The sequence below is a fragment of the Paraburkholderia aromaticivorans genome (assembly GCF_002278075.1).
Classification (GTDB): Bacteria; Pseudomonadota; Gammaproteobacteria; order Burkholderiales; family Burkholderiaceae; genus Paraburkholderia; species Paraburkholderia aromaticivorans.
The window spans coordinates 492,567-514,456 of the sequence record NZ_CP022989.1 but is presented as its reverse complement, the minus strand read 5'-3'; the positions used below and the strand labels follow the sequence as shown (position 1 = coordinate 514,456).

At 64.0% G+C, this 21,890-nt stretch carries 19 protein-coding genes; 10 read left to right on the top strand and 9 right to left on the bottom strand.

Going from position 1 to position 21,890, the window contains the following annotated elements; translation table 11 throughout:
• Positions 1–254: 254 nt before the first annotated feature.
• Both CJU94_RS02240 and CJU94_RS02235 read left to right on the top strand, forming a co-directional pair.
• Entirely contained in the window at positions 255–608 is a 354-nt protein-coding gene (locus tag CJU94_RS02240) for a BON domain-containing protein (RefSeq protein WP_095417377.1), read from the top strand.
• A 238-nt stretch (positions 609–846) separates the two neighbouring features.
• Positions 847–1,095 (top strand): hypothetical protein, encoded by a 249-nt coding sequence (locus tag CJU94_RS02235; protein ID WP_091796617.1) that lies wholly within the window; start codon positions 847–849, stop codon positions 1,093–1,095.
• Positions 1,096–1,139: 44 nt separating this feature from the next.
• On the opposite strand, the gene CJU94_RS02230 is transcribed toward CJU94_RS02235, so the two are convergent.
• The gene (locus CJU94_RS02230) at positions 1,140–1,928 is read right to left on the bottom strand and encodes a sulfite exporter TauE/SafE family protein (RefSeq protein WP_095417376.1); all 789 of its coding nucleotides are present in this window, start codon (positions 1,926–1,928) and stop codon (positions 1,140–1,142) included.
• 340 nt (positions 1,929–2,268) lie between these two features.
• Positions 2,269–2,928: a LysE family translocator gene (locus CJU94_RS02220; RefSeq protein ID WP_095417374.1), complete on the bottom strand. Its 660-nt coding sequence runs from the start codon at positions 2,926–2,928 to the stop codon at positions 2,269–2,271.
• A gap of 123 nt (positions 2,929–3,051) precedes the next feature.
• Here CJU94_RS02220 and CJU94_RS40715 point away from each other — a divergent pair, with 123 nt between their 5' ends.
• The gene (locus CJU94_RS40715) at positions 3,052–3,342 is read left to right on the top strand and encodes a hypothetical protein (protein WP_157763710.1); all 291 of its coding nucleotides are present in this window, start codon (positions 3,052–3,054) and stop codon (positions 3,340–3,342) included.
• A gap of 100 nt (positions 3,343–3,442) precedes the next feature.
• Here the strand turns inward: CJU94_RS40715 and CJU94_RS41555 are convergent, their stop codons facing one another.
• Together CJU94_RS41555 and CJU94_RS02215 are read right to left on the bottom strand one after the other, a co-directional pair.
• Positions 3,443–3,583, bottom strand: a complete 141-nt coding sequence (locus CJU94_RS41555; RefSeq protein ID WP_208645340.1) for a hypothetical protein — start codon at positions 3,581–3,583, stop codon at positions 3,443–3,445.
• 83 nt (positions 3,584–3,666) lie between these two features.
• Positions 3,667–4,644, bottom strand: coding sequence for a helix-turn-helix domain-containing protein (locus CJU94_RS02215; protein ID WP_095417373.1), 978 nt, complete (start codon positions 4,642–4,644; stop codon positions 3,667–3,669).
• Positions 4,645–4,896: 252 nt separating this feature from the next.
• On the opposite strand from CJU94_RS02215, the gene CJU94_RS02210 reads away from it, so the two are divergent.
• Entirely contained in the window at positions 4,897–5,673 is a 777-nt protein-coding gene (locus tag CJU94_RS02210; protein WP_095417372.1) for an SDR family NAD(P)-dependent oxidoreductase, read from the top strand.
• An 83-nt stretch (positions 5,674–5,756) separates the two neighbouring features.
• Positions 5,757–7,295, top strand: a complete 1,539-nt coding sequence (locus tag CJU94_RS02205; protein WP_095417371.1) for an amino acid permease — start codon at positions 5,757–5,759, stop codon at positions 7,293–7,295.
• Positions 7,296–7,413: 118 nt separating this feature from the next.
• Here CJU94_RS02205 and CJU94_RS02200 read toward each other — a convergent pair whose 3' ends face one another.
• Positions 7,414–8,955: a glycoside hydrolase family protein gene (locus tag CJU94_RS02200; protein ID WP_244220908.1), complete on the bottom strand. Its 1,542-nt coding sequence runs from the start codon at positions 8,953–8,955 to the stop codon at positions 7,414–7,416.
• On the opposite strand from CJU94_RS02200, the gene CJU94_RS41675 reads away from it, so the two are divergent.
• Positions 8,918–9,382 carry a hypothetical protein gene (locus CJU94_RS41675; protein WP_244220907.1) on the top strand — a complete coding sequence of 155 codons (465 nt, stop codon included), beginning with the start codon at positions 8,918–8,920 and terminating at the stop codon, positions 9,380–9,382. The genes CJU94_RS02200 and CJU94_RS41675 overlap by 38 nt on opposite strands.
• 834 nt (positions 9,383–10,216) lie before the next feature.
• Positions 10,217–11,302, top strand: a complete 1,086-nt coding sequence (locus tag CJU94_RS02195; RefSeq protein ID WP_095417369.1) for a glycosyltransferase family 4 protein — start codon at positions 10,217–10,219, stop codon at positions 11,300–11,302.
• A 28-nt stretch (positions 11,303–11,330) separates the two neighbouring features.
• Here the strand turns inward: CJU94_RS02195 and CJU94_RS02190 are convergent, their stop codons facing one another.
• The 4 genes from CJU94_RS02190 to CJU94_RS02180 form a co-directional block, all read right to left on the bottom strand.
• Positions 11,331–13,721 carry an RICIN domain-containing protein gene (locus CJU94_RS02190; RefSeq protein WP_095417368.1) on the bottom strand — a complete coding sequence of 797 codons (2,391 nt, stop codon included), beginning with the start codon at positions 13,719–13,721 and terminating at the stop codon, positions 11,331–11,333.
• A 144-nt stretch (positions 13,722–13,865) separates the two neighbouring features.
• Positions 13,866–14,318, bottom strand: a complete 453-nt coding sequence (locus CJU94_RS02185; RefSeq protein WP_095417367.1) for a GDP-mannose mannosyl hydrolase — start codon at positions 14,316–14,318, stop codon at positions 13,866–13,868.
• An 83-nt stretch (positions 14,319–14,401) separates the two neighbouring features.
• Positions 14,402–14,551, bottom strand: a complete 150-nt coding sequence (locus CJU94_RS41325) for a hypothetical protein (RefSeq protein WP_167397509.1) — start codon at positions 14,549–14,551, stop codon at positions 14,402–14,404.
• A gap of 126 nt (positions 14,552–14,677) precedes the next feature.
• Positions 14,678–17,032 carry a hypothetical protein gene (locus CJU94_RS02180; protein ID WP_095417366.1) on the bottom strand — a complete coding sequence of 785 codons (2,355 nt, stop codon included), beginning with the start codon at positions 17,030–17,032 and terminating at the stop codon, positions 14,678–14,680.
• Between the two features lie 754 nt (positions 17,033–17,786).
• Between CJU94_RS02180 and CJU94_RS02175 the strand changes: the two genes are divergently transcribed.
• The 3 genes from CJU94_RS02175 (at position 17,787) to CJU94_RS02165 (ending at position 21,868) form a co-directional block, all read left to right on the top strand.
• Complete coding sequence (locus CJU94_RS02175; protein WP_095417365.1) at positions 17,787–18,779, top strand: helix-turn-helix domain-containing protein; 993 nt, start codon at positions 17,787–17,789, stop codon at positions 18,777–18,779.
• A gap of 89 nt (positions 18,780–18,868) precedes the next feature.
• On the top strand, positions 18,869–20,428 hold the full coding sequence (locus tag CJU94_RS02170) for a mannose-1-phosphate guanylyltransferase/mannose-6-phosphate isomerase (protein ID WP_095417364.1): 1,560 nt from the start codon (positions 18,869–18,871) through the stop codon (positions 20,426–20,428).
• A gap of 54 nt (positions 20,429–20,482) precedes the next feature.
• Positions 20,483–21,868, top strand: coding sequence for an undecaprenyl-phosphate glucose phosphotransferase (locus tag CJU94_RS02165; protein WP_095417363.1), 1,386 nt, complete (start codon positions 20,483–20,485; stop codon positions 21,866–21,868).
• The last annotated feature ends 22 nt before the right edge of the window (positions 21,869–21,890 follow it).

Genomic DNA, 21,890 nt, shown 5'->3' with positions numbered 1-21,890 from the left:
GCGCGACCCGGCAAGACACAAAAGAACTGGGCGCGCTCGCGGACCTCGCGGCTTGCCGGTCCGTCGTACCGCATGGCATGGCCGTCATCGCTTGCGGCAACGGCAACTGGCCTCTCCGCCTCTCGCACACCGTGTTGCAGCCATAGTCGGCCGTCGCTTGGCCGCGCCTTGTCGCGCGTCCAGCGTGGCTGCGGGAAGTCGTACGAAGCCGCTTGTGTATGCGGTCCAATGTGAAGCTAAGGAGAAGAAAAGTTATGAAATCGGTCGGTTTTCTGAAAACGCTGGGCTCGGTGGTGGCAATGGTGGTGGCGTGCAATGTGTACGCTCAGGCAAGCGACGCAACGGCAACGGGCACGACCGCCGCGCCGGCTGCAAGCGCCAAGGCCACCAAGAAGGCAAACAGCCAGCTGGGTCGCAAGGTGCGTAGCGCGTTGGCCAAGGCGCAAGGTATCGACGTGTCGAACATCGCCGTGCGCGCTCGTGGCGGCGCGGTGACGCTCACGGGCTCGGTGCCCGACCAAAGCCAGATCGACGCTGCCGGCGAAGCCGCCAAGGGCGTTGCAGGCGTGACGTCGGTGTCGAACAAGCTGACCGTTGTGCAGCAGTAAACAGGCTGGCGCATCAGGCGCGGGCGGCGAGACGCCGCCATGCGCCATCGTGATGCAGGTGTGCACCAGGGTTCCGGCAAAAAACCGGAGCCTTTTTTATTTTGTACTGGCGATTTTTGAAGCGGCGATGATAGGTCCAGGCGGTCGCAAGCCGCGCCGCGGCGCGACTGTGCGCTGTGACACATTACTGACGCGCTCTGAAGCGTACTGTGATGCGTAGGGAACCGGAGTCAACGCCATGGAAACCTCGCTTTTGCGCTATACCGATCTGCCCATCAGCGATCGGGCGGCTTTCGAACTGGTGTGCGCGCGGCACGGTTTCGCACCGGCGCATTTCGACATCAGCGCCTGCGCGGATCCCAGCGACGCCGCGCACGAGCGCCTTGTCACCATACGGCGCGGCGGCTGGGCGCAGTCTTATCACGATCGCCAGGGCCAATGGGTCCGGCAATTCGAGGCCGATCTGACCTGCCGGTTCTTCAAATAGCCGCCGGCCGCCTGCGCCGGCGGGCCGGCACCCCTTGCGGCCGGTCAGGCCAGCACGAGGCGCACGCCGACCAGCGTGAGCGTGGCGGCGAGCAGGTTGCGCAGCAGCGCGTCCGGCGCGCGTGAGGACAGATAGCTGCCGAGCGCGATGCCTGGCAGCGAGCCCACCAGCAGCGACAGCAGCATCGACCAGTCGACCGAACCCAGCAGCCAATGGCCGGCTCCCGCCAGCAGCGTAAGCGGCACCGCGTGCGCGATGTCGGAACCGACGATGCGCGTGGTCGGCAAAAGCGGATAGAGCAACAACAACACCGTCACGCCGATGGCGCCCGCCCCGACCGACGTCAGCGACACCAGTACGCCGAGCACCGCGCCGGTCAGCATGGTCAGCGCGAGCGTGCGTCCCTGACGCGGCGCGCGCTGCCGGCGCGCGCCGAGCGCCGCGAGTTGCGGACGAAACACCAGCGCCACCGCCGTCACCAGCAACGCCGCGCCGAGCACGATCTGGATCAGCCGGCTGGCGCCCGGCGTGTCCATGCCGTAACGATGCAGCAGAATCAGCGTGATCGTGGCCGCCGGCACGCTGCCGGCGGCGAGCCGCAGGGTCACCTGCCAGTCGACGGAGCCCTTCAGGCCGTGCACGAGCGTGCCGGTCGCCTTGGTGGCCGCCGCGTACAGCAGGTCGGTGCCGACGGCCGTGGCCGGATGCACGTTGAACAGCAGGACGAGGATCGGCGTCATCAGCGAGCCGCCGCCGACGCCCGTCAGCCCGACCAGAAAGCCCACGAACAGGCCGGAGACGGAGTACAGCAGATCGATGTGGGGAAGAGCCATTGAGCGGACCGCTGACGGTCGGGTGGGTTGGACGGATCAGGCGGCAAGGCCTGCGCGCCAGCCTTCGACAGTCGACGAAGGGCGGCGGGAAGGTCGCCGCGGCGCGGCGAAAGCCGCTATTGTCGCAAAACTGCCGCGTTCGCGTACGAAACGGTGTGCTGCGCCGCGAGCAAGCGGTCGATCAGTGCGAAGGCTTCGGGCCGCGTCTCGCCTGGCTTGCTGACCGGCGCCCGCCTTCTGCCGGGCGGGTTGCTGGCGATTGCCGGCGTGGCGGTGGTGGTGCGCGGGTGCTCGTGAGACTGACCTCCGCAACTGCGGCGGACTATCTGGCGATACCTGCTCAAAGCGCCCGGCGAATCTCCACGACGCCGAAGGCCGCCAGCATGAGTCCCACTATCCGGTCGATGGCGACGCGCAGTTTGCTGCCGATCGCATGGCGCGCGAGCGACACCACGGTCACGAGGAAGCACCACCATGCAATCGAGCCGCAGAACACGCCGCCCACCGTAGTCAGCGCAATGCTCGATGAAAACGCGCCGCGCGGGGCGAGCGTGGTGAACAGTGCGGCGAACATGATGACGGTTTGCGGATTGGTCAGCGTCAGCAGCAACGAACTCGCGTACGCGCGCAGCGCGCCGGCGCGGCCCACTTGCGTGAGCTTGCCGTTGCCGTTTGCCGCATCGTTTGCGGCGCCATTTGCCGCGTCAGCAGGGGCTTTCTGCAGCAGCGTGCGCACGCCCAGATACAACAGGAACAACCCGGCGAGCAGATGCAACGGGCGGTCGTACGCGAGCATGAACTGCGAGATGCTGACAAGGCCGAGCGCCGCGATCAGACCATAGGCCGCGTCGCCGGTCGCGATGCCGAAGCCGATTGCAAGTCCGGCGCGCGGACCGCCGGTCAGCGTGCGGCGGATGCACAGCATGCCCATCGGGCCGACCGGCGCGGCAATGGCGAGCCCGACGCCCGCGGCGGTAAAGAAGAGACTGGTGGTGGACATGGCTATCCCGGATCGATTGTTCTGGTTCGTGCTGCGATTCGTGTGTGCCCGGCAAGCGTGCGGCCGGCTAGCCCTTCAGCATAGCCAGACCGAAAACGCCGGGCAAGTCCGCGCCCGGGGATCGTGCCCGATCGCTTCGCGCAGGTTCGCATTCCCGCAGTGTTGCTGATGAGCCGAGGAGTATGTCGCTCGCTAGCGGGAAAACTTATTTCGTATCTCTATCGCGCGTTTCAGGCGGACCAGTGTCCTAACGCGGCCGATGGAATTCGTTTATTCGCAGAGCCGGATTTCCGCGATGTACCCGGCGTTCGCGAGCGCGCGATTTTGACCCGCTTCGACGTGGACGGAGTATGCGTGCTTATACCCGCCGCAAATGGCGATGGCGATGGCTGGGATATTCATGACGCTGCCTAAGGCAACGCTCAGGCCGACAATGCGGGGTGGGGTGCTGCAGGCTATTTCGCTTCAGATAAATACCCGCCGTGATTCGGCGGGCATGCTCAATGGGCTATCTTCAATGTTTCTTGGCGGTGGCCGAAGTGCTGGGCGCCATGCGGATCGGCGGTGCGCCCGAGGGCGAAGTGGCGGGTTGCGGTTTCTTCGCCTGTTTCGGTTTCTTCACCTCGCGGTTACTGCGCATTTGACCTTTTGCCATGATGGACTCCCAATTGGCGGTTATTGCTCCGCAAAGGAGCAGTTAGCTAGTGTGCGCCTCTTTTGTCCGCGTGGGCAAACAATCTAAACGGTTCGGCTCCTTTTCCAGGTCTGCGACGGCAACTCGCCGAACTGCCCGCGATACTCGTTGGAGAAATTCCCAAAATGCCAGAATCCCCAGCGCGTGGCGACTTCCGTTACGGAAGCCGAGCCGCGCAATTCACGGCGCACGTGATCGAGCCGAACAGCGCGCATATAAGCGGAAGGGTTGACGCCGAGGGTCTCTTCGAACGCATATTGCAAAGTGCGGCGGCTCGCGCGGAACCGGGCGCATAACTCCGCGACCGAAAGCGGACAATGCGGCGAGCCTTCGATCAATTCACGAACGCCACGCACCAGCTGCCAGTTCCGCGCAGTGCGCGCCTCGCTATTGCCGTGCGGATCGGTGTCGCGTAAGTCCTGCAAGACATCGGCGAGACCGAATATGACTGACTTCTCGAACGCCGCGGCCACACCGGCGTCGTCGAGCAAAGTGGGCGTGGCCGCGACGGCGTCGAGCAACTGCTTCAGCACTTCGCGAAAGCCCTGCAGTCTTGCGGGGTCGACATTCAGCACGCCGGGCTTCGCACCCAGTCGGCGTGTGATTTCGTCGAGTTGCGATCGCACCAGGGGATCGTCGATCGCACCCGGCTCGATTTCGAGGTTCACCACCACATGCTTGTCGGGCGACAGAAACTCGAAGCCGCCGTCGCCGGAAAACACATGCAGGCCGTCGCGATGACTCGTCTGCCCGCACAACAATGCGTGTCCTTCGAGCTGAAACGGAATGCCCACCGCGACCCTGGAGGCCGCCACCTGGCCGCGCTGATAGACCGTGCGGTTCAGGCGCTCGACCAGCACCCGCACGCCGCCCGCGTGGCACGAACTCACCGAGCCGTCGAAGGCGCCGCGCGAGATCTGGCAATAGCTCTGGTTCCATGCGTCGAGCAGCATCGCCTGCTCATCGATGTTGCGGCAACAACGAATTTCGACTGCGCCGCTCGTCTGATTGACCGCCTGCATAGCTTCTCCCGATTCTGATGGCGCTCCCCGAAAGCCTCGTGCCGACCAGTGTATGCGAAAAAAAAGCGCTGCCGTAGAGCGGATGCGGACCGTGTTTGCGCCGCTGGCAACGCGGCCGGACGCTGTCGTAATGCATTTGTCAGGCAGCCGGATTTTTACGGGATTTTTATCTTTTTGCCAATTTTGGATAGTCGCCGCTTTTTGCCGCCCCTACTTTGTGCCTCACGCAATGCACCGGAAAGGGAGTGAGGTATGAGCAGATCGGCAGGCAGGCTCGAAGGCAAGATCGCAATCGTGTCGGGCGGCGCAACGGGCGCGGGCGGCGCGGCCTCGTTGCTGTTCGCCGAGGAAGGCGCGCAGGTCGCCGTCGTCGATATCAATACGGATGCCGGCGAGGAAGTGGTGACGCGGATTCGCGCGGCGGGCGGCAGCGCCGAGCTGTTCGCCGCCGACGTGTCGAAGCGCGCGGCCGTCGATGCCGCCGTGGCCGGCATCATGGCGCGCTTCGGACGTATCGACGTGCTGTTCAATCACGCCGGCAGCATTGTCGTGAAGCCGTTCGTCGACACCACCGACGAAGACTACGACTGGCTCATGAACGTCAACGTGAAGAGCATGTTCATGATGACGCGGTCCGTGCTGCCGCACATGCTCGCTGCGGGCGGCGGCTCGATCGTCTGCACGGCGTCGATCTCGTCGGTGGCGGCGACGCCGCTCGAAGTGCTTTACTGCACCACCAAAGGCGCATGCGCGATGTTCGCGCGCGCCATCGCCGTCGAGTATCGCGACCGGGGGATTCGCTGCAATGCCGTGTGCCCCGGCTTTATCGACACGCCGCATGGACGCCGCGAAATCAGCGCGCTCGCGAAGTACGGCTTCGACGCGAGCGAAGCCGCCTTGTCGGTGCAGCAGGGCCGCCTGTGCGCGCCGGAAGAAGTGGCGCGCGCCGCGCTCTTTCTCGCGAGCGACGACGCGAGTTTCGTCAACGGCGCACACCTGTACGTCGATAACTGCTTCACGGCCGCGTGAGCCGCTTTGCTTGACGCGGCCACGCCGTTGGACCGGCTTGCCGGTTTGCCGCTTCGTCATAACCCTGTTCAAAGGATCGCGTCATGGACATCAACACGGCCTTGCCGTCGGCGGAGTCCGCCGACAACGACGTCAAGCTGTTGCACAAGATGGGTTACGCACAGGAACTGTCCCGGCGCATGGGGGCGTTCTCGAACTTCGCGGTGTCGTTCTCGCTGATCTGCATTCTCTCGGGCGGCATCACGTCGTTCCAGATGGGCTTGTCGGCGGCGGGCGGGGCGTCGATCGGACTCGGCTGGCCGCTCGGCTCGCTGTTCGCGCTGGTGGTGGCCGCGGCGATGGCGCAGATCGCTTCGTCGTATCCCACGGCGGGCGGCCTGTATCACTGGAGTTCGATCCTCGGCGGCAAAACGTGGGGCTGGCTGACCGCGTGGCTGAATCTGCTCGGCCTCGTGTTCGTGGTCGCCGCGATCAACTACGGCACCTACGATCCGTTCTTCCGCACGCTGATCGCGCCGATGTTCGGCGTGAAACCCGAAGCGCTCGGCTGGTGGCAGCAGACGCTGTTTCTGACCGTGATCACCGCGTCGCAGGCGTTCCTCAATCATCGCGGCATTCGCATCACGAGCAAGATCACCGACCTGTCGGGCTATCTGATCTTCGTGGTGACGATCCTTCTGGTCGGGTCGCTGCTGGTGTATTCGCCGGTCAAGATCGATCTGTCGCGGCTCTATACGTTCACCAATTTCACGGGTGTGGACGGCGGCGCGTGGCCGAAGCAGACCATGGCGATGGCGTTCCTCTCAGGCCTGCTGCTGACCGCCTATACGATTACCGGCTTCGACGCGTCGGCGCATACGTCGGAGGAGACCCATCAGGCGGCGCGCAATGTGCCGCGCGGTATCGTCGGTTCGGTGTTCTGGTCGACGACCTTCGGCTACGTGATGGTGTGCGCGTTCGTGCTGGTCATGCCGGATATCGGCGCGGCCGTGAAGCAGGGCACGGGTTTCTTCGAAGCGATTCTTGCGCCGATTCCGGGGCCGCTGCGCATCGTGATCGAATTGCTGATGTTCTTCATCAACTACGTCTGCGGTCTGGCGGCGGTCACGTCCACCTCGCGCATGATGTTCGCGTTTGCCCGCGACGGCGGCCTGCCCGCGTCGAAGTGGCTGCGTAAAGTGAATGCCGCGCATCGCACGCCGGGCGCCGCGATCTGGACCTCGGCGGTGCTGGCGATCGTCGTCACGTTGTACGGCGATGCGTTTACCGTGCTGAGCGCCGGGAGCGCCGTGTTCCTGTTCATCTCGTACGCCATGCCGATCGCGGCCGGCATTCTCGCCGAAGGCCGCACGTGGAACGAGAAAGGCCCGTTCCAGTTGGGCATGCTGTCGAAGCCTTTCGCGGTGGCGGCGGTGATCGGCGCACTGGTGCTTGCCTATGTCGGTATGCAGCCGCCGAATCAGAAAGTCGTCTACGTGATCGTCGGCTTGCTCGCGGTGCTGCTGGCGATCTGGTACGGCGCGGGTGTGCGCAACAGCTTCGCCGGGCCGCCGATCGGCAAGGTGTCCAAAGAACGCGAAAGCGAATTGCGCGGCATGGAGGGGCAGTTGGGAGAAAGTTGAATCCCTCGCTCGCCTGGCAGGTTCTGAACGCACAAAAAATAACGTCAGCCGGCCCGTGAGCCGGCTGACGTTTTTATGTCGGCCGCCGTACCCGAGTCCGGGTACGGCAAACGCATGCTTACATGCCGACGTATCCCACCGGCGTCGTCGCGTTGGCTCTGGCGACCGACGCGTTGTTCGACACCACGTACACCGGCGATTCGGTCAGGTTGAGGGTGAGCACACCGTTGCTGTAGTTCGCGGTGGTGGCATTGCCCATCATGTCGATCACCTTGACGGTGCCGCTCGTGCCCGGTTGATCGACGTTGAGGCTGTAGGCGACGCTATAAGTCGAGCTGAAGCCCGCGCTCGCGCTCCACACGCTATTGTTGTGCGCCCACAGGGCGGTGATCACCGCGCCGTTGCCCACTTGCTGGAACGCGTAGGCGTAGACGCCGGTCGGCGTGCCGTTCACCGGACCGAGCGTGGTGGTGCCGTCCAGCGTGTGGGTCATCGCGCTGATCGCCATCGCCACCGGCTTCGGGCTGATGTTGGTCGCGCCGAATGCGCCTTGCGCATCGCTCAGATCGAAGAAGGTGCCGTAGCCCACTTCATCCGGATAGTCCGCGCCGTAGAACACGTAGGTCTGATCCGCGCCCTCGCCGAGCGTGATGATGTGCATGCGCGCCGCGACCGCCGCTTGCGCGTACAGCACGTTGGCGGTCGGATAATTCGGACCGTACGACGTGCCCAGGTCGTAGCTGATGCCCGCTTCCGTCGAGAACAGATGCATGCCCGTGCGGTAGTCGGTGGCCATTTCCGCGCGCAGGTTGCGCATCTGGCCGCGCAGCGAACCGTCGGCGGTGGACGGGTCGCTGTCGTAGCGCTCCGGCGGATGCGACGGCGACGTGCCCGCGTCGTAGTAACCGTGCGTGGCGACCGCGTCGATGTACTGGCCGAAGCCGAGCGGCGCGAGGCGCTTCAGGTGCGAGGTGGTCAGGCTCGGGAAGGCGTCGGCCGGGCCCGTCACCATGGCGTGCGGATCGGTCGAATGAATGCCCTGGTAGACGGCCTTGTACAACGCGACGAAGTTGGCGTCGGTGTCGGTCCACATCTGGTTCGGTTCCCACGTCACCTGATAGTAGTTCGCCGACTGGGTCGGGAAGTACGCGGCGCGAATCGCGTTCGATTCCGTGCCGACGCGGCTCATGTAGCTCTGATAGTACGAAATATCGGTCGGCAGCGTGGTGTCGTCCTGGAAGGCGCCGGTGCTGCTCGCCCAGGCCGGAATGCCGTCGAGGCGGATCAGCCGCATCACGTTACCGCTCTTGTAGAACGCATCGAGATTGTTGGCCGACGGGTTGAACGTGTTCGGGCCGTTCGGTTCCATGGTCGAGAGCTGGCGGTCGTCGATGGTCGACGAAATGCCGAGTGCGGCAAGCAGCGGGCCGTTGTCGTTCGCGCCCTGCATGCCGAAGCGATGCTGCTCCTGGCGCGCATACGTGACGGCCGGCACGACGCCGGACAGGTTCGGCGTCACGCCGAACGTCGCGATGCCGACCGGACGCGTGCCGGCCTGCGGCAACTGGCCGCCGTTCCTGGCGAGCGTTCCCGTCGCCGCGAAATAACCGGCGAGCGTCGACGTGCAATTGAACGTGATGGTCTTCGCGCCACTCGCCACGGCGGTGCTGCCGCTCGCTGCGACCCGGCCGAACGTATCGGTGACGGACCAGTTGAGCGTGTCCGCGCCCGGTGCGTTGGTGTTGAAGGCGATCTGGAACGTGGTGCCGGAGGCGAAGATGCGCGTGCCGTCGGCGCTGGGCGTATCCGCGGAGATCGTCGCGCTGCCCGAGCCCGCCGACGTGGTGGGCGAGGCGCAGGTCATGCTCGCGGTGCCGCCGGTGGCGTTCAGCGCCGCGGTGCCGGTGCTGGCGTTCCCAGCGGCAGACGTGCTGGGCGAACTGGCGGCGTTGCTCGCGCTACCGCTCCCGTTGGACTGGGCTGCCGCGTTGCTGGTGGCGCTGTTACTGCCGCCGCCACCGCCGCAAGCGGCGAGGGCGAGGGACAGTGTCGAAAGAAGGAGTAGTCGAGATTTCATCAATCTGTAAGCAATGTGTTGGCTGATCATTGGTCCACGTCCTCGCGCGGAGCGCGTCAGGAGGCGGGGGAACAGCGGGGTTCATTTGCAAGCCAGCCGATGACCGAGGCTTCGACACTGGCGTCCTGGTGCGCAGCATTCCGGCTGCGCGAAGGTGATGCCTTCCCGGGTTGTCGGCCCCGAACGCATTTCTCTGCAGAGAAGCGCGCGTCGCGCGAAACCGGGCCGCCCACGCGAGCGGCTTTGGCGGAATCGGACGACCGGAGCAGGTACGACCAAACGGCCAGCGTGGTGAGGAACAGCGCGATTCAAAACGAACGGCTTGCGTACATGGCGCCAGCCGATGAACTTTTTACTGTTCCGTAAGCTGAAAATGCTTAATTTGGGAAGAATCGACCGCAACCATACGCATTAGTGTGCTTAAAAGAAGTAACGAGTCGTTACGTATGAACATTGAGGCAGTACTAATTGCTTTGATCGCATGAAACCGTCTGTCAGGCAAGACCAGTCTTTTTCCGCCACGTCGAATCGGGGTCGAAAGGATTTGAAATGGATGCCTAACTATCACGCACGGCCAATCCACTGAGAAATGGGCGCTAGCGCTCGTTGGTCAGCCGAAAAAGTCTTGGGCTTGGCGTAAAAGTGCTGGGTCTTGGGTGTAAGGTTTCTTCGCGACATGGAGTTCGCGGCGGAACTGTCGCTGATTGATAGAGACCGTGACGCGTTCCGCAAAAAAGGAGCGCGCCATATAGGGAGATGGATGTCGACGTTATTCGGGTCTGCAATAACGGGGGCGGCATCCCGTCCGCTGCGCAAAAAAGACGGTTATGCTGAGAGATCAATCGTGAGGATTCTTCAACTGGTTCATGCACCGCGATTGTCGGGGGCAGAAGTACTCGTAAAGGGGCTGGCCATTCACCATCAGCGCGGTGGTCATGAAGTCTGCATGACGTCGCTGCTCCCAGAGCAGGACGACTTCGCCGACATTCACGCCGAGCTTCAGGCCGCGGGCGTCACCTGCCTGTTTCCCGAGGTCCGCTACGGCAGGATAGGCAAACTGCTCCACCTGTATCGCGTGGTGCGGCGGTTCCGCCCGGATTTCATCGTGGCGCATGCAACGCTTGCGGCGCTGTATGTCCGTCTTCTGCCGGTCCATACGCCGATTGCGTGGGTCATGCATTCCGGCGTCAACGACTTCGAGAACGGCGCGCTCAAGCGCGCCGAGCGCCTGCTCTCGCGGCGGGCCAGAGCGATCATCGGTGTGTCGCAGCAGAATATCGACGACTACCTGCGGGAAATCGGCCGGCATCCGTCCATGGTGGTGATTCCGAACGGCGTGGATGCGCAATTGTTCGCCGAAGCCAACGACGCCGGCACGCCGGATATCGACCTACACCCGAAGCAGATCGTTCAGCTTGGCCGGTATATCGAAGGCAAGAGCCAGCTCGACACGATTCGCGCGTTCGAACGCGTGTTGCAATCGGAGCCGGACGCGCGTCTCTTATTGTGCGGTGTGGTCGAAGATCTGGACTATCACAGGGCGGTGCTGGAGCTCGTCCGGCAGCTCGGGCTGGAAAGCAAGGTGAGCGTGGGCGGCCCGCGCTCCGACGTGGCCGCGATCCTGCGCACCTCGCGCGTGTTCGCCATGCCGTCGCGTTTCGAAGCGCAGAGCATCGGTTTTCTGGAGGCGCTGGCCTCCGGTATTCCTGTCGTGGCGAGCCGGATTCCTTCTTTCGGCTTTGCGAGCTCCTTTGCCGGCGTCAACCTCGTCGACACCACCGACCCCGAAGCCTACGGCAACGCCTTGCTGAGCGCGCTCAATACACCGCGCGCCACCCGGCAACTGGCGGGCTACACGTTGCACGACACGGCGGATCGTTACATGTCGATCGCGCGCAAGTTCGCTCAACCCCTCCAGGTCTCGGCCTGACGTGAAACGGAACCGGCCGGCCCGCGCGCTACTGCGCGAGCCGGTCGATTCGCACTGTCTCCGAGAAAAGCCCCGGCAGTTTGCCCAGATCCTGAGCTTCGCCCAAGGCGAGTCCGTTTCCCGACGGATAGCGCGACAACGCGGGCGCGCCGCCGGTGAAGTAGAAATCGCCGAGGGTGGCGTCGGTCCGTCGAAACAGCATGAGTGCGGCGCCGTGCCGGTCGCGCACGAATTGCGGAAAGACATCCGACCACGACAGGTCATGTAATGTCGCGGCCGGGACCGGCGCGCTCGTCGCGCCGCTCAAGTCGAGCGTGGCGACGTCGATCGTGCCTTCTTCGCCCGATTCGTCGAGATGCGGCGTGAGCAGAATCAGCGTGTTACTGTCGCGCCCGTGCACGGCGCCCATGGTCACTTTCACGAAGTCCGGGACGAAACTCGCCGGCAAGACGGTGCGCTCGCCGACGGTCATGCGTGCGCCCTCGTTGGCGATGGAGGTGAACGCGAGGCGTCCGTTCGCACCGTCCACCGCGATCAACGAGGCGCGCGAGCCCGCCGTCTCACGTACCAATAGATTGACGTTGCGCGGCAGGTTTCGGGCCTGTGCCCACAGCGCCGGCGCCGACCCCACCGAAGCTGCCGATTTTTGCGGCGACGCCACCCACAGATCGAGCCCGCTGTCGGCCCGTTTCTGCGCGATCAGCACGCTGGCCCGGCCCGCCGCGGTGAAGTCCGCGGCCACATATTGCTGCGTCAAGTCCGGCTTGAATGCAGTGCTGGTTTGCAGCCAGAGGCGCGGCGCCTCGAAATGGTCGCCGGCACTGCGAAGCAACCAGAACGCGGTCCCGCCCTCGCGCGCCGCGACGATCATCAGATCCGCCTTGCCGTCGCCGTCGAAATCGCCAAGCAGGAAGCGTACGCTGTCGAAGCACAATTTGTCGCCGGCGCAGCTTGCCGCGGTGGCGAGCGGATCGAATGGGACGACGCTCGCGTACCACAGCGCGGGCGGCGACACCTTGGCGAGCGACGCGGCGTAGACGTTGAACCCCGGGCCGTCGTGCTGCCGCTGGACATACACCGCCGACTGTTCACTCGAGCCGGCCACGTCGCCCACCATCGCGGTGGCGAGCCGCAGATCGTTTGCCTGGGTGTGTTGCGTGGTGGCCCACCGGTAGCGCGTGGTGAGGGCGGTACAGCCACGCATGGTCAGCTTGCCGTCGTTTTCGCCGAGGCAATGCCGCATCGGCGTATAGACGAGGCCGAAGTCCCATGGCGTCCAGCGCTGCGCCACGTCCCATTGATCGCAGGTCTCGGCGACCAGATAGCCGTCGCGTTCGGCAATGCATTGCGAAGTCTCGACGCTCACGAGCGCGGCGTTGCGGGTATTGCCGGGGTAGACCGTCAGCGGATCCCATCGCCATTGCTGGGCCGGCGAGCCGGTGCACGCCGCGAGCGTCGGCGCGCGGCCAGGTCCCGGCGCGTTCAGGCAGCGGCTCGCCGCCGCGTTGAAGAGCTGAATTGGGTGAGACACGAAATCCGGCACGCGGCGATCAGTGCGATCGGCAAAAGCATAGCGGCGCGAAATCCAGTTGCCGTCCCATTGAAACTCACCGAATACATGCGACGACTCGCTGCCGTCGATCGAAAAATAGCTGGCGACAATGTCGCGCTTGCGCTGCACTTCGGCGGCCGGGAGATTGCCCGGCCAGCTGCCGGTCGGATAGGTGACGTGGTAGATGATCGGCGCGCTCTTGCCGAGCGTCTGGGCCACGTGGCGTGTAACGCGCGCGGTAAGGATGTGATCGGGATGCTCGATGAACGGCACGGTATCCGGGTTGAGCGTATAGATCAGCGTCGCCGGCGCGAGTATCGCTTTCAATGTGGCGGACAAGCCATCGCGATCGTATTTCACGCGCGCGGAGCCGTCCGCGTTCAACGGATAAGTTAAGAGCGTGGCGCGTTGTTCCCACAACAGGCCGAGCGGCACGCGGCCGCCGCGTACCGCGCCGCCGGGCAGCCGCAGTTCGAGCAGGCGCACGCGTGGGCTCGCCTTCAGCACCATCTGATGCACGAGCTTGCCGGCAATCGTCACGTTCGACTCGAGCCACTCGTCAGGCACGCCCGCCATGCGCGCGTAGGCGAGCCGCGAAGCCCGCTCGCGCGTTTGAACATAAGCGAAGTCCGCGCCGTTGGCGCCGCCGATCAGATGCACGGTGGTGATGCACCATCCCGCGTCGAGACGCTCGCTGATGGCGGGGTCCACGAACAGCAGATCGTCGTCGAGGTGAGCCACCACGGTGACCAGCGTACCGGCGCCGCAGTCGGCCGCGCGAGCGGAGCCCGGAAGGAAGGCGAAGAAGAGCAGCGCGAGACACGCAACGAATGAATCGCGAACGAGCCGGATTGCCGATGATCGCATAGTGATTCGAGCCCTGACGGTGAGCCCGAATCATACTGTAGCGGCCAGGGGCGGCACGTTGCCGAACTCACAGTCGGCGCCAGAATGCGGTCCGGCACGGATTCATGCGCGTGCGGCCGCCCGCGCGCACGTTTCGCACGCCGCTTAGCGGAAGTAGGCTTTGGTGTTGTCGTGAACGTCCGCGCGCGCCAGCAGTTCCGCCGGTGCGAGCCAGACATATTCGCTGTGCTGCTCGGGCCGTCCGAGCGGGGCGGTGCCCGCGAGCGTCAGCGCATAGGCGAGCACGATGTAGTGAGTCGATACGTCCGGCTCGCCCGCGAAGTTGTCACTGTAGTGATGCTCGAACACGCCTTCAAAGCGCGCCGCCGAGCGCGCCAGATTCGCGATGCCCAGCTCGGCGTCGGCGATGCGCGCGAATGCGGCGTCGAGTGTTTCGTCTTTGTGAATGCGGCCGCCGGGAACGAACCAGGTGCCGCGGGCGGGCCGGTTGCGGCGGCGGCCGATCAGCACGCGCCCTTGAGCATCGCTGACGATCAGATCGAACGCGACCAGCGGCGTGAGACGGACCACGTCCAAAAAATCGATCTCGGTCAGCATGTCATTTCCCCCGGTTTCCCCAGCGTCCGAGCGCGCCTGATCAGCGCGATCCCGAAGCGGCATTCATTGTTCGTCACGATTCGCTAGTAGTCGCGATGGTGATCGTCGTTCCGTGTGAGCCGGCTCGACACGCTCGCCAGAAAAAGCGCGAGCAGGACCGCGCCGAGCGTCGCGAAGAGAACCGCGCCGATCATTGCGGCCAGTACCAGCATCGTCCATGCAAGGCCGCTCATGTTTCGGCTCCAGCGTTCGGCTCCAGCGTGTTGACAGCCATGCTAACGCGCCCCCGTCTGCATGCTATGTGCGCCAGTCACCGCAGAGCCTGTCACATCCCGCCGAAGTATCGTCACATCGCGCCGCTAGCGCGCCACGTAACCCTCGGGTGTCGTGACTGCGTCCTTGAAGACGTCGGGGTTGCCCGAGACGACGTAGACAGGTGCGGGCGAGAGTTTCAGGCTCGCCACGCCGTCGCGGTACGGCAAGACCGTCGGGTTGCCCATCATGTCGAACAGCGTGACTTCGCCGCTGGTGCCGGGCGCGTCGACCCGCAGCCGATAGTCCACGCTCCGGCTCGCGTCGAAACCGGTTTTGGCGCTCCATGCGTCGTTGTCATGCGTCCAAAGCGCGGTCACGATCTTGCCGCCCCCCAGCCGACGGAACGCATACGCGTAGACGCCTTTGGGCACGCCCTTGAGCGGGCCGAGCGTGTCCGTGCCGTCGATGATGCGCGTCATCGCCGCCACCGCCAGCGCGGCGGGCTTCGGGCTGATGCGGGTCGGGCCATAAGCGCCGGTCGGATGATCGAGTTCGAAGAAAATGCCGTATCCGGGCGCGGCGTCCGGCATATCCGCCAGATAGAACACGTAGGTCATGTCGGCACCTTCGCCGAGCAGGATCAGATGCGTGCGCGCCGTTACCGCCGCCTGTGCGTACAACACGTTCGCGCCGGGATAGTTCTTGCCATACGATTGGCCAATGTCGTAGCTGATGCCGGTCTCGGTCACGAACAATGGCGCGCCAGGCTTCAGGTACTGACGCAACTCGTGGCGTAGCGCCCGCATGGCAGCCGGCAGCGCGCCCGGTACGGTGCCCTGATTGCCGGTATCCGCGACGCGCTCGGGTGGATGCGAGGGCGTCGTGCCGATGTCGTAGTAACCGTGAATCGTCATGCCGTCCATATAGCGGCCGATTCCAAGCGGACCGAGCTTGCGCATCCAGGTGACATTACCTTGCACCGACGAATAGGTCAGCCCCATGACCACCGCATGCGGATCCGTCTGATGGATGCCCTCCCACACCGCCTTGTACATGGCGACGAAATTCGCTTCGGTGTCGCGCCACGGCAGACCGCCGTCGGCGTCCGGCTCCCAGGTCACTTGATAATAGTTGTCGCGCTGCTTGGGAAAGTAGCTCATGCGCACGCGATTCGACTCGGCGCCGACCTTGGCCATGTAGTCTTTCATTTGCGCGAGCGACTTGGGCGCATAGCTGTGCGTTTGCTTGCCTGCCGAACTCGCCCACTGGGGAATGCCGTCGAGTTGAATCAGCCGCATGAGGTCGCCGCGCCGGAAGAACGGCGTGAGCTGTTTGGCGGCGGGGTCGAACGTGCCTGGCTTGTTGGGCTCCTCCATATACCAGTTGCGATTGTCGTTGACCCACGAGAGGCCGAGCGCGGTGTAGACCGGCCGGTAACCGTCGCCGTCGCAGCAGTGCTGGCCAGGCGCAAGATAGGCGGCGCCCTGTCCGCCGAAGCGGTGCAGATCTTCATAGGGAAAACGTACGGCGGGTAACGCCGCGGAGGGATCGGGCAGCACGCCGAATGTGGCGATGCCCATGGGACGCGTGCCGCGCGATTCGAGCTGGCCATGTGCGCGCTCCAGCGATGCGGACACCGCGAAGTAGCCCGCCACGCTCGAGGCACAACTCAGCGTGGACAGCGTTGCGCCGGCCGCAACGGGGAAGCGTCCGCTGGCACGCACGACATTCCACGCGTCGCGTATCTGCCAGTTGAGCGTGTCGTTTTGCGTGGGGCGTGTGGTAAAGACCAGCGCGAACGGTTTGGCCGCGGCGAACAGGCGCGTGCCGTCGCTGGGCGTGTCGGCTTCGAGCAGATCGCCGCTCGCGACCGTGGGCACTTGCATCGAGGGCGCCGAGCAGCGCAGGCCCTGGCCGGGCGGCGCCTTCAGAGCGGACGGCGCAACTGACTGCGCTGCGGCATTCGATGCCATATCGCCATTGGCGGCAGGCTTCGCGGCAGGCGCCGCCGCCTTGCGGGCTGCCGTTTGCGCCATCGCGCAGCGCTTTTCCACGCCGGGCGCCGGATCGCCGAACACGCCGTTGTTGCACTCCGCACTGTCGGAGAACGTTTTGACGACATGTTGCTGCGCCGTGCCATACAACACATCGCGCGTGCCGTTGAAACGGCAGGTACCGTATTCCGCCGCGCACGGTGTCCACTTTCTGCCGTCCGCGGTGAACTCGCCATTGCTCACACCATTCGCTTGAGGCGTAGCGTCCGCAGCCACGCACCGAACGGCGGAAAAGCCGAACAACATCATGGCCGCCGCCGAGACAACCTTGCTGATCCGTAGTCCTTGAATCCCGGCGGAAGAACCGCCGTCGCGCTTTCGCGGCGCGCGCTGTTCGCGTACATTCGACATGTGTTCCCCGTGCCGTTCGCTGTACCACCCCCAGACGACAGACGCGTCGTCCATGAACTAGTTCACCAGGTCAGACCCGCCTCGCCATTCCTTTTGAGGCAATGTGTTGCGGAAACCGCATAGTGTATTTCCGCAAGGCACTGGCGGAAATAACCCGTCTCGTACTCGACAGATTCCGCCACTGGCCCGCCTATTGCCGCGCGGTCTAAAGTTGTCTTATTCCCGTGTTTCACGTTTGAAACATTAATCGCCGCGTTTATATTCGTGCGATCCAATAACAACAAATTAAATAATTTTGTCGCGGCTTCAAGTGCTTATATTGGATGTTCGTTTTACTTATTGCCACTCCGAAGATTTATCGTCAGAAGATAGGCCGTCTGGCGTCCCCCGCAGAGCAGACGCCGGTATAGCGAAGCCGGCTGCGCTCATTCTGACGTCGTGGCGGGAAAAAGTCACTTCAAATCGGTTCGGCAACGGATGGTTCAAATTGTAACTCGGCCTTTTTCGAGTAGTCGCCGTGTGTGCGGTGCCGAACGAAATCGCGGTTTTATTTGCATTAACATTCGCAGAATGCCAATTCATTCATATGTGGAATCGGCAATTAACTCGTTGAAAAAGATAGCGGCAGCGGGGGAGTTCCGAAAATCCCTGGCCGGTCACCCCGTCCAAACGCCAACATGTACGCGCTTTCCGTCATGGCGGCTAAATGCTTGATTGGCGGTGACCATGATGCGCTGCACAGAGAAAGCCTCTCTGCAGCCGTCCGAAGGTGAAAAAGTTAGATCCGTTTTCTGGTGAGAGGATGACTATGACCTGCGCGAGTCTCGAGTCTGCAATGCTGCGCTGGGTGCACGCTCCGAACAAGGGTATGCGTCGCATCGCGATACTGATGTTCAACGACTGCTCGCTGCAGGGAGCCGGGGTCGTTGCCGAAGTGTTTCAGGCTGCGAACGAAATGGCTTCGTCCGGCTCGGGCGGCTGGTTATACGACGTTTCCTTCCTGTCGGCCGATGGCGGCATGGTGACTTCATCGTCCGCGCTGCGTGTCTGGACGGATGGACTCGATGCGCGGCATTACGGTGGTTTCGATGCGTTGTACGTGGCGGGCGGCAAGGGCGCATTCGCCGCCGCGAGCGACGAGCGGCTGATAGCCTGGCTGCGCCGTGTGCGCCGCAACACCGGCATGATCCGGCCGATCGCGGAGGGCCGCGCGCTGCTCGATGCAGCCTACGTGCCGGACAGCAAGGACAGCAAGGACGGCGCGGACCTGAACGGGCAACCCATGCAGGCGCGCCAGCCGGAACAGGGCGCCGACGCGGGCGATCGCCTCGAATCGATGCGCAGCGCGCTCGCCATGATCAAGCGCGATCTCGGCAGCGCCACGGCGCGTACGGTGGCCGAGCGCCTGCTGGCCGATTCGTGCTCGAATCTCGCGCCCCTGCTCGGTGAGGACGGTGGTCTGAGCCCCGGCGACAAGGTCCGCGCGGCCGCGCGCTGGCTGCAGGAGAACTGCCAGCAGGCTATTTCGATTGCCGATGCGGCGCAGTTTGCCGCGATGAGCGAGCGCAACTTTCTGCGCCGCTTCAAGATGGAAATGGGCATTACGCCCTCGAGTTTCCTGTTGCATGAGCGCCTTGCGGTGACCTGCAGCCTGTTGACCGAATCCGAGTTGCCGGTCGACAAGATCGCGCGGCGTACCGGCATGGGCAATGGCGATCGTCTCGCGAAGGTGTTTCGCAAGCGAATGAGAATTTCGCCCACCGAATTTCGGATTCAAAGCCGCCGACTGGTCGGCGAATAGCGCGACGGAGCCAGCCCGGAGGGCCGTGTGGCAACGCGGCATCCGGTCCGAATTTCCGCCGATCTTTGAAGATTATAAGGAATGCGAATATGTTGACTCAGGGAGCTGTGAGCGCCGTGTCGATCAATCCCGACAGTGCGGGAGCCGCGGCGGCGCACGGGCGCTGCGCGCGCATCGTCCCGGTCATTCTCGCGGGCGGTTCAGGCACGCGGCTGTGGCCGGTGTCGCGCGAAAACTTTCCGAAGCAACTGATCGACGTAGTCGGCTCCGACTCGCTTCTGCAGGCCACCGCGCGCCGCATGGACGCGTTTCCCGCCGGCTGGAAAGTGGATGCGGCGCCGATCATCGTGTGCGGCGAGGAACACCGCTTCGTGATCGCCGAACAACTTCATGAAAATGGCGTCGACGCTCGTCTTATTGTCGAGCCGGCGCGACGCGATACGGCGCCCGCGTTGACGCTGGCGGCTTCGCTGGCGTGCGCGGACGGTGGCGACGCGATCCTCGTCGTCATGCCGGCGGATCATTCCATTGCCGATGTGCCCGCCTTGCAGGCCGCGCTCGAACTGGCGGCGCGGTACGCGGAGCAGGGCGCGATCGCGACGCTGGGCGTGCCGCCCACGCGCCCCGATACTGGCTTCGGTTATATCCGCATCGGCGCGGAATTGGCGGGCGGCGGCCACGCGATCGACGGTTTCGTCGAAAAGCCCGCGGAAGAACTCGCGGCGAAGTACGTCGCCGCGGGCGTGTATTGGTGGAACAGCGGCATCTTCATCGTCCGCGCCAGCGTGTGGCTCGACACGTTGAAACGTCTGCAGCCGGACATGCATTCGGCTTGCGAACGCGCTTTCACCGGGGGGCGCCAGGACGGCGCGTATTTCCGGCCATTGGTCGACGCGTTCCTCAGTTCGCCCGCGAATTCGATCGATTACGCGGTGATGGAGCGCCTGACCGAGACGGCCGAACCGGACGCGCCGGATGGCGAGTCCGCCAGCGCGCCGGCGACGCCGGCGGGCGTCGTGGTCGGGTTGGATGCCGGCTGGTCGGACCTCGGTTCCTGGGACGCTGTCTGGGCCGCGATGGAGAAGGACGTCAACGGTAACGCGGGGCGCGGCCGGGTGACGTTCGAAGGCGCGGTATCGAGCTACGCGCATTCGGAAGGGCGGCTGGTCGCCTGTGTCGGCACCACCAACGTGGTGGTGGTCGAAACCGCCGACGCGGTGCTGGTAGTCGACCGCTCGCATGTGCAGGACGTGAAGGGTCTCGTGTCGCGCATCAAGGCGCAGCACGCGCCTGAAGCCGACGCGCATCGCAAGGTGCGCCGCCCTTGGGGTTTCTACGATTCGATCGATCATGGCGAGCGCTTCCAGGTCAAGCGCATCGTCGTGACGCCCGGCGCGCAACTGTCGTTGCAATTGCATCACCACCGCGCTGAACACTGGGTCGTCGTGCGCGGCACCGCACTCGTCACGCGCGGCGAGGAGCAGTTCCTGTTGAGCGAAAACGAATCGACCTACATTCCGCTCGGCACCCGCCACCGGCTCGAAAACCCCGGCAAGGTGCCGCTCGAAATCATCGAAATCCAGTCAGGTACCTATCTTGGTGAAGACGACATTGTGAGGTTCAACGACAACTACGGCCGCTGCTCCTAAACAGCACGCCGGACTCAAACTGCAGACAAGAACGGCAAGAACGAGGTGACCAAAATGCGCAAGTTTCAGGATTTGCTCGCGCGAGTTTTCGATGTTGCATTGGTGTTGGTGGGGGCGGCGGTGGCGTCGCAGATCCGCTTTGATTACCTCGCTCAATCCGGGTTCTATTGGGCGCTCGTGATGTTTTCCGCAGCGTTCGCGCTGGCCATCTTTCCGGCGTTCGGCGTCTACGAATCATGGCGCGGCCGCTCCAAGCTGGCGCTGGCCGGCCAGGTTTCGCTCGCCTGGCTGATGGTGCAAGGCAGCGCCCTCGTGCTGATGTATTCGCTGCATCGTATCGACTTCGTGTCGCGCCTGTGGTTCTCATACTGGACGGCGGTGACCGGCGGCCTGCTGATCGCCTACCGGCTGATGACCCACGCGGTGCTGGCGCGCGCGCGCAGCGCCGGCCTGAATCTGCATCAGGTGGCGATCGTCGGCAGCGGCTCGCAGTGCGACGCCATCATTCGCCGGATCGGCGCCGCGCCGGCCACCGGCTTTCGCGCCACGGCCGTGTACAACGCCCGGCCGGACGTGTCGCCCGTCACCAGTCCGGGTGTGCCGGTGTTCGACACGGTCGACGCGCTGGCGGGCTATATGCGCACCAATGACGTACACGAACTATGGCTGATGCTCTCGCTCACCGAGGAGCCGCTGATCTGCTCGCTGGTCAGCGAGTTCCGCGACGACCTGGTGAATATCCGCTTCATGCCCGACGTGCGCAGCCTCGCGCTCTTCGAGGGCAGCGGCGTGATCGATCTGCTCGGTGTGCCGGCAATCAATCTGGTGGCTTCGCCGCTGTCGGCCAATTCGATGCTGAAGAAGGAAATTTTCGACCGTCTGTTCGCCTTGACGGCGCTGATCGCTCTGGCACCCGTCATGTTCGCGATCGCGATCGCGGTGAAGCTGTCCTCGCGTGGTCCGGTTCTGTTCAAACAGAAACGCAAAGGCGCGGACGGCCGGGTATTCACGATCTACAAATTCCGCTCGATGCGTCTGCATACCGAGCAGAAAGGCGTCGTCAGGCAGGCCACGCGCAACGATCCGCGCGTCACCAGGGTGGGCGCGTTCCTGCGCCGCACGAGCCTCGACGAATTGCCGCAATTCTTCAACGTGTTGCGTGGCGACATGTCGGTCGTTGGACCGCGTCCCCATGCACTCGAGCACGACGACCTCTATCAGAAAGTGGTCGCGGGCTATATCAATCGCTACCGGATCAAACCGGGGATCACGGGGTGGGCACAGATCAACGGCTTTCGTGGCGAGACCGACCGCATCGAGAAGATGGAGCGTCGGGTGGAACATGACTTGTATTACCTGGGACATTGGTCGTTCGCACTCGACATGCGGATTATCGGCGCGACGATAGTCGCCGGACTGGTGCATCGAAACGCTTACTAAGTGGTTAACAAAACGCCAGACG